The organism is Thauera sp. AutoDN2, from assembly GCF_051280715.1.
Lineage (GTDB): Bacteria > Pseudomonadota > Gammaproteobacteria > Burkholderiales > Rhodocyclaceae > Thauera.
In genome coordinates, this window is record NZ_JBNCAR010000060.1 from 1 (window position 1) to 7,847 (window position 7,847).

Sequence of the window (7,847 nt, forward strand, 5' to 3'; positions counted from 1 at the left end):
AACCCAACTACACAACGCCCTGATGAAAATTAAATCATCAGGGCGTTCGTGCGTCTACAAACAACACAAAAGCAAAAAACACCCGTGACCGAAAACACGAGTGCAATGCCCGCAGCAACATAAAGGCGGATATTGCCGTGACCTGCTCGGTGAGAGAGTCAGTCCGGGGGGGCGATTTTGAAGCTGAGGGTTCCTACCCCTTCGATGCGCCCTTCCAACTGGTCGCCCGGTTGGACGGGGCCAACGCCTTCAGGGGTGCCGGTGAAGATCAGGTCACCGGGTTCAAGGTGGTAGTAGTTTGAGAGGTCGGAGAGGATCTCGGGGACGCTCCAGATCATGTCGGAGAGGTTTCCGTGCTGGCGGACTTCCCCGTTCACGCAAAGTGAAATCTCGCCCTCGGAGGGGATACGTCCCTCAGCGGGAGTGATTTCGCCGACGACCGCGCCGTTTTCCACGTTTTTTGCCACGTCCCAGGGATTGCCCTTGGCCTTTGCGGTGGCCTGCAGGTCGCGCCGGGTCATGTCCAGACCGCAGGCGTAGCCGTAGATCATTCCGATCGCGGCGTCGGGGGTGACTCGGAAGCCGCCAGTGCCGAGGGCCACCACCAACTCGACCTCATGATGATAGTCCTGCGTTTCAGGAGGGTAGGGCGCTGATCCGCCCGCGGCCACGACCATTTGGGCGAACTTGGTGAAGTAGACGGGGCGCATGGTCGCCTTGTCGACGGTGGTGCCCATTTCCTTCGCGTGCGCCTGGTAGTTCCTCCCGACGAAAAAAACGCGGTTTACCGGGAGGCGTGCGCTCGTGCCGCGCACTGGTAGCGTCACGGGCGCTGGAGGTGCCCAAAGGTAATTGATGTCCGCCACGTCCAACTTCCGCAAATAAGAGATCTGTAGTCTACAACGCCCGAGCGCAACGGGGGGCTCGGTTATAATCCATGGTCCTGCCGGATGCCATCCCGCGACGGCCAGTCTTCAGACCTTGCTTCCGAGAATCATGACCTCGATCCTCAAACTGCGTGGCGCTGCGGCGCTTTCACCTTCCCGTCTGGAACGTCTTAGCCGTGCAGTGGAGGGCGTGGTACCAAAGCTCGCCGGCCTGGCGGCGGAGTTCCGGTATTTCGTCGAGTTGGAGGCTCCGTTGGCCGATGAGGAGCACACCCGCCTGATCAGCCTGCTCGATGCGCATCCCGAGAGCGAGACGCTTCCCGGCGGTGTGATGGTACTCGTCGTGCCGCGTCTCGGCACCATCTCGCCCTGGTCATCGAAGGCGACGGATATCGCGCACCAATGCGGTTTCGACAAGATCGTGCGCATCGAGCGCGGCATTGCGTATTCGATCGATGCACGCGGGGTTCAAGGGAATGCCGCGCTGCTCGCCCTGCTGCATGACCGCATGACCGAGTCCGTGCTCGGCGGCGAGGACGAGGCCGACGCCTTGTTTCACCACTATGCGCCGCAGCCGCTCACCACGGTCGATATCCTCGCTGGCGGGCGCGCCGCGCTTGAGAGCGCGAATAGCGATCTTGGCCTGGCGCTGTCCGAGGATGAGATCGACTACCTTGTGGAGAATTTCAGCCGCTCCGGGCGCAATCCGACCGACGTCGAGCTGATGATGTTCGCCCAGGCCAATTCCGAGCACTGCCGTCACAAGATCTTCAACGCCGACTGGGTGATTGACGCGCGGCCGATGGAGAAGTCCCTGTTCGGCATGATCAAGGATACGCACAAGGCCTACCCTGACGGCACGGTGGTCGCGTATTCGGACAACGCCTCGATCATCGAAGGCGCGCGCATTGCCCGCCTGTATCCCGATGCCGACGGTGCCTTCCGCTATCATGACGAGGAGACCCATATCCTCGCCAAAGTCGAGACGCACAACCACCCGACCGCGATCTCGCCCTTCCCAGGCGCGGCCACCGGCGCCGGCGGCGAGATCCGTGACGAGGGCGCGACCGGCCGCGGCTCGCGTCCCAAGGCCGGCCTGGCTGGCTTCACGGTCTCCAACCTCAATATTCCGGATTTCGGCCAGCCCTGGGAGAAACCCTACGGCAAGCCAGAGCGCATCGCCTCCGCGCTCGACATCATGATCGAGGGGCCCATCGGTGCCGCTGCGTTCAACAATGAATTCGGCCGCCCCAATCTCGCCGGCTATTTCCGAACTTTCGAGCAGGCGGTGCAGGGTGAGGTGCGGGGTTATCACAAGCCGATCATGATCGCCGGCGGCCTGGGTAGCATCCAGGCGCAGCAGTCGGAGAAGCCCACCTTCCCGCCGGGCACGCTGCTGATTCAGCTCGGCGGCCCGGGCATGCTGATCGGTCTCGGGGGCGGTGCGGCTTCGTCGATGGCGACCGGCACCAACACCGCCGATCTTGACTTCGCCTCGGTGCAGCGCGGCAACCCGGAGATCCAGCGCCGCTGCCAGGAGGTCATCGACGCCTGCTGGCAGCAGGGCGACAAGAACCCGATCATCGCCATCCATGACGTCGGCGCGGGCGGCCTGTCGAACGCGATGCCCGAGCTCGCCGACCACGCCGGCCTGGGTGCGCACTTCGAACTGCGCGAGGTGCATATCGAGGAGCCGGGCATGAGCCCGCGCGAGATCTGGTCGAACGAATCGCAGGAGCGCTACGTGCTCGCGATCGCGCCCGAGAGCCTACCGATGTTCCAGGCCTTCTGCGAGCGCGAGCGCTGCCCGTTCGCGGTGCTCGGTACCGCTACCGCGGACGGCCGTCTGACGGTGTCCGACCGCCACTTCGGCAACAAGCCGGTGGACATGGACATGAAGGTGCTGCTCGGCAAGCCGCCGAAGATGACGCGCAACGTGTCGCGCCGCGCGGTGCACCTGCCGCCCTTCGATACGACCGATTTCGACCTGCAGGAAGCCGGTATGCGCGTGCTGCGCATGCCGGCGGTGGCGAGCAAGAGCTTCCTGATCACCATCGGCGACCGCTCGGTCGGCGGCCTGACCGCGCGCGACCAGTTCGTCGGCCCCTGGCAGGTGCCGGTGGCCGACGTCGCGGTCACCGCGATGAGCTTCCAGGGCTACCGCGGCGAAGCCTTCGCCATGGGAGAGCGTACGCCGCTGGCCTGCGTGGACGCGCCAGCTTCGGGTCGTATGGCGATTGGTGAGGCGATCACCAACATCGCCGCGGCCGATATCGAGAAGCTGGGGGACGTGAAGTTGTCCGCCAACTGGATGGCGGCCGCTGGGCACCGTGGCGAGGACGCGAAGCTCTTCGACACCGTGCAGGCAGTGTCCGAATTCTGCATCAGCGCCGGGGTTTCCATCCCGGTGGGCAAGGACTCGCTGTCGATGCGCACAGCCTGGCGTGACGGTGAGGAGGACAAGCAGGTCGTCTCCCCGCTGTCACTGATCGCGACCGCCTTCGCTCCGGTGCAGGACATCCGCAACACGCTCACCCCGCAGCTGTATCTGCCTGAAGGTGTGGAAACCGAGCTGCTGCTGATCGACCTTGGTAACGGCAGGAACCGCCTCGGCGGCTCGGTGCTGGCCCAGGCGTATGACGCGGTCGGTGAACATGCCCCCGACGTCGATCCGCACCAGCTCAAGGCGTTCTTCGATGCGGTCCAGCAGTTGCGTCGTGATGGCCTGCTGCTCGCCTATCATGACCGTTCCGACGGTGGTCTCTTCGCCACCGTGTGCGAGATGGCCTTCGCCGCGAAATGCGGCCTGTCGCTGATCCTCGATACCGTCTGCTACGACCCCTACATGATGGACGTGGACGGCCTGGAGAAGAAACCGGACTCCCTCAAGGGCCGCTTCGATGATCGCCTGTTCGCTGGCCTCTTTGCCGAGGAGCTCGGCGCGGTCATACAGATCCGCCGCGATGACCGTTCCCGCATCACCGAGGTCTTGCGCGCCGCGAAGCTTGCCTACCACTTCATTGGTGAGCCGAACGACAAGGACGAGATCCGCTTCCGCCGCAACGCAAAGCTGGTGTTCGCCGCCAGCCGGGTGGAGCTGCTGCAGGCCTGGTCCGAAACGAGCCATCGCATCGCGAAGCTGCGCGACGATCCCGAATCCGCACAGCAGGAATTCGAGGCGCTCGCCGATGCCAGCGATCCCGGCCTGTCGGTCGCGCTGACCTTCGACGTCCGCGAGGATGTAGCGGCGCCTTTCGTCGCACGTGGCGCGCGGCCCAAGGTCGTCGTGCTGCGCGAGCAGGGTGTGAACTCCCAGTTCGAAATGGCGGCCGCCTTCGAGCGCGCCGGTTTCACGCCGGTCGATGTGCACATGTCCGACCTGCAGGCGGGTCGCATCGATCTCGCCGACTTCCATGGGCTGGCGGCTTGCGGTGGCTTCTCCTACGGCGATGTGCTCGGTGCGGGCCAGGGGTGGGCCAAGTCCATCCTGTTCAACCAACGTCTGCGCGATGCGCTCGAAGTCTTCTTCTGTCGCAGCGACACTTTCGCGCTCGGCGTCTGCAACGGTTGTCAGATGATGGCCCACCTTGCGCCCATCATTCCAGGCGCCGAGGCTTGGCCGACCTTCCATCGCAACCGCAGCGAGCAGTTCGAGGCGCGCTTCGTGATGGTTGAGGTGCCAGAGAGTCCGTCCATCCTGCTGCAGGGCATGGCAGGCAGCAGAATGCCGATCGTGGTCAGCCACGGCGAGGGCAGGGCGGTGTTCCGCAACGAGGGCGACCGGGCGCGCGCGCTTGTAGCGTTGCGCTATGTCGACAACCATGGAAATCCCGCACAAGCTTATCCGGCGAACCCCAATGGGTCGCCCGAAGGTGTCACTGGCTTCACCACCGCGGACGGTCGATTCACGATCATGATGCCGCACCCGGAGCGCACGGCTCGTACGCTGCAGATGTCGTGGGCGCCGCCGTGGCTGGTGACCGAAAGCCCGGACGCCTCGCCCTGGCTGCGCATGTTCCGCAATGCGCGGCGGTGGCTGGGGTGATGCAGCTGTGATGCCCGCTTTGGGGAGCGTCGCTGCCGGGCGGCGCTCAAGTGCGGGCTTCGGATGCCGTTATACATGGACACGGGGTAGTGTATCTGGTCATCAACCGGAGTGATCATTGCGGCAGACGATAGCAACGCGCGACCTCAGGATCGGAATGTTCATCGCGGACATCGACCGACCGTGGGAGGAGACGCCTTTTCTGATGCAGGGCTTTCTGCTCAGGAATACGGACCAGCTCAGGGCGCTGCAGAACTACTGCCGCACGGTGGTGATCGACCGCCTGCGCTCGACGGGAGACCAGTTCAGCGACAAGGCGATCGGCGAAGGAGATGACCTGCTGCTCGGGCGCGAGGGTGGCATCCCGGAGGATCTTCTGGCTTCGCGCCAGGAGGCGAGCCGTTTTCTGTGCCTGTTGCGCGACTTCAAGGGCAAGATCCACACCCAGCGGCTCCCCGAACTGCCACCGATCGATAGCGGAACCAGACGTAGCGAACTCGAGGCAGAATTGCGCTACATGGCGCCGATTGTGGATGACGTGTTCCGCGTGCTGCGCGAAGTCAGACTGGCCATCGACGGCGGCGGGCGATTCGATGCCGAAGTCGTCCAGAGCCTCGTCAACGAGATGGCGGGGGGGCTGGAGCGCAATCCGGATGCGCTGCTCTGGCTGACGCGGCTGAAGCGCACCGATCAGTACAGCTACGATCACGCGGTCAATGTCTCGGTGCATCTGATGATTTTTGGCCGCTTCGTCGGGTTCGACAGCAAGGAGGTTCGCCGTCTCGGATTTGCGGGGTTGCTGCAGGATCTGGGCAAAATCCAGATCGACTACGCATTGCTGCGCAAGGCCGGACCGCTCACGACCAAGGAGTTCGAGCACGTCAAGGCGCATGTCACCAACACGCTGAAGATCCTGCGTGAAAGTGCCGAGGTTGACCGTGAGGTGCTGGCCATCGTGGGCGTCCACCATGAGCGCTATGACGGCTCAGGTTACCCGCGCGGCCTTTGGGGCATGAACATCCCGCTTCCCGGAGAAATGTCCGGAATCGTCGATACCTATTGCGCCATGACGCAGCAACGGGTGTATTCCGATGCGGTGTCCAGCCAGCATGCCATGGAGACGCTCAACCGCCTGCGCGGCAAGCAGTTTCGCGATGTGCTCGTGGACCAGTTCATCCAGTGCATCGGGCTGTACCCTATCGGCACGCTCGTCGAGCTCAACACCGGGGAGGTCGCCGTCGTCATCCAGCAGAACCAGGTACGCCGCCTCAGGCCGACGGTGCTGGTGCTGCTCGGGCCCGACAAGACGGTCGAGCGCTTCCCGCGCACGCTCAACCTGCTCATGCAGCCCGCCACGCCAGAAGGGCTGCCGTATCGCATCACCCAGGCGCTGCCGCCCGATTCGTACGGCATCGACCCTGCAGATTTCTACCTGGCCTGACCATGGACACCCTTACTCCGACCGGTTTTCTTGCCGCGCTGTCCGAGGTTTCGGCCCGAATCACCGAGCGCGACGAAGAGCGTGCCAGTGTGGGGGTGGTCGCGCTCTATGCCCAGCCCGACACCACCTTCTACCGCCTGCCGCTCGAACATCTGCGCGATCTGGGGCGCGAGATCGGCGGCCGGATCAGCGCCTGCCTGCGTCCGCGCGACACGGTGTTCCAGGTGGATGGCAAGGAGTGGCTCATCTCTCTGCCCGGCGTGGCGAGCGCTGGGGTGTTGACGCTCGCCATGCTCAAGCTCGAGCGCGCCTTCTCCGAGCACCCGGTGCGGCTCGATGGCGTGGCCTTGCCCCTGCGCGTGGTGTGCGGGGCTGCACTCTCCCCCGACCATGGGCGCGACGCTTTCCATCTCGTTCAGTCCGCCCGGATAGCGGGGCTCGTCGCCGGTCGATCGGATCGGACGAATCTGGTCTACGAGGCCTCGATGGAGCGCAGTGCGCCCACCTGCGCGACACTCGAGCGCGAGCTGCGTGAAGCCTTCGCCGGCGGACATGAACCTGAGCTGCACCTTCAGCCCAAGCTCCATGTCGCGAGCGGTCAGTGCCGTGGAGCGGAGGGCCTGCTGCGCTGGAAGGGCAGCGATGGCGTGTGGGTACCGCCGCCGGTGGTCATCGGTCTGATCGACCGTTTCGGCATGCGTCATCGCTTCAATCGCTGGCTGTTTCACCGCGCGGCCCAGATCATGAGCGAGTTGCGTGCGGAAGGGTTTGCGCTGGACCTGTCGATCAACCTCTCGGCGACGGATCTTTACGATGCCGAAGTTCCCGACCTCATCCGGCAGGCACTGGAAACCTGGCGGGTTCCCGCCGAGGGGCTGGTTCTGGAGATTACCGAGACGAGCATGGTCGACGAGAGCGCCGGGGCCAACGTGACCCGCGTGTTCCAACGCCTGCGCGAACTGGGGGTGAATTTTTCCATCGACGACTTCGGTACCGGTTTCTCCGGCATGAGCCGCCTCAGGTACTTCGCGGTGCAGGAGGTGAAGATCGACCGCAGCTTCGTCACCGATCTCGCGACCTCGCCGCGCGATCGCGAGATTGCCTCCTCCATCGTCGATCTTTCGCATCGCCTGGGAATCGTCGTCACTGCCGAAGGTGTCGAGAATGCGCAGACGGCAGCCCTGCTGGCGGAACTCGGCTGCGACCATCTTCAGGGTTTCCACTTCTCGCGCGCGATCCCCCTGCCCGAGTTCTTGCGCTGGCTGCAGGATCGTGTCGGCGCCGCGCCGATGATCGCGAAATTGCCGAATGACTGATCGAGATCAAGTCCGAAGGGGTGTCGTGCATTAGAATACCGCCACATATCCGCCACATATCCGCACGACAGCCCTCATGCAACGCTCCCGCCAACGCCTCTTCGCCTGGGTCGCGATCTTCGCGATGATGCTCAGCGCGCTGGCGCCGGCGATCAGTC

The 7,847-nt window shown here is 64.2% G+C and carries 4 protein-coding genes; 3 read left to right on the forward strand and 1 reads right to left on the reverse strand.

Annotated features, from left to right (window positions below; all coding sequences use genetic code 11):
• Positions 1-158: 158 nt before the first annotated feature.
• Entirely contained in the window at positions 159-866 is a 708-nt protein-coding gene (locus ACPT9U_RS16980) for a fumarylacetoacetate hydrolase family protein (RefSeq protein WP_435751815.1), read from the reverse strand.
• 130 nt (positions 867-996) lie between these two features.
• Here ACPT9U_RS16980 and purL point away from each other — a divergent pair, with 130 nt between their 5' ends.
• The 3 genes from purL (at position 997) to ACPT9U_RS16995 (ending at position 7,689) form a co-directional block, all read left to right on the forward strand.
• Complete coding sequence (gene purL / locus ACPT9U_RS16985; protein WP_435751816.1) at positions 997-4,932, forward strand: phosphoribosylformylglycinamidine synthase; 3,936 nt, start codon at positions 997-999, stop codon at positions 4,930-4,932.
• Between the two features lie 118 nt (positions 4,933-5,050).
• Positions 5,051-6,373 (forward strand): HD-GYP domain-containing protein, encoded by a 1,323-nt coding sequence (locus ACPT9U_RS16990; RefSeq protein ID WP_418365378.1) that lies wholly within the window; start codon positions 5,051-5,053, stop codon positions 6,371-6,373.
• Positions 6,374-6,375: 2 nt separating this feature from the next.
• Entirely contained in the window at positions 6,376-7,689 is a 1,314-nt protein-coding gene (locus ACPT9U_RS16995; RefSeq protein ID WP_435751817.1) for an EAL domain-containing protein, read from the forward strand.
• The last annotated feature ends 158 nt before the right edge of the window (positions 7,690-7,847 follow it).

Bases quoted from the DNA above. Each gene is read 5' to 3' on its own strand.
- purL (WP_435751816.1), top strand. From the start codon at position 997: ATGACCTCGATCCTCAAACTGCGTGGCGCTGCGGCGCTTTCACCTTCC.
- ACPT9U_RS16995 (WP_435751817.1), top strand. From the start codon at position 6,376: ATGGACACCCTTACTCCGACCGGTTTTCTTGCCGCGCTGTCCGAGGTT.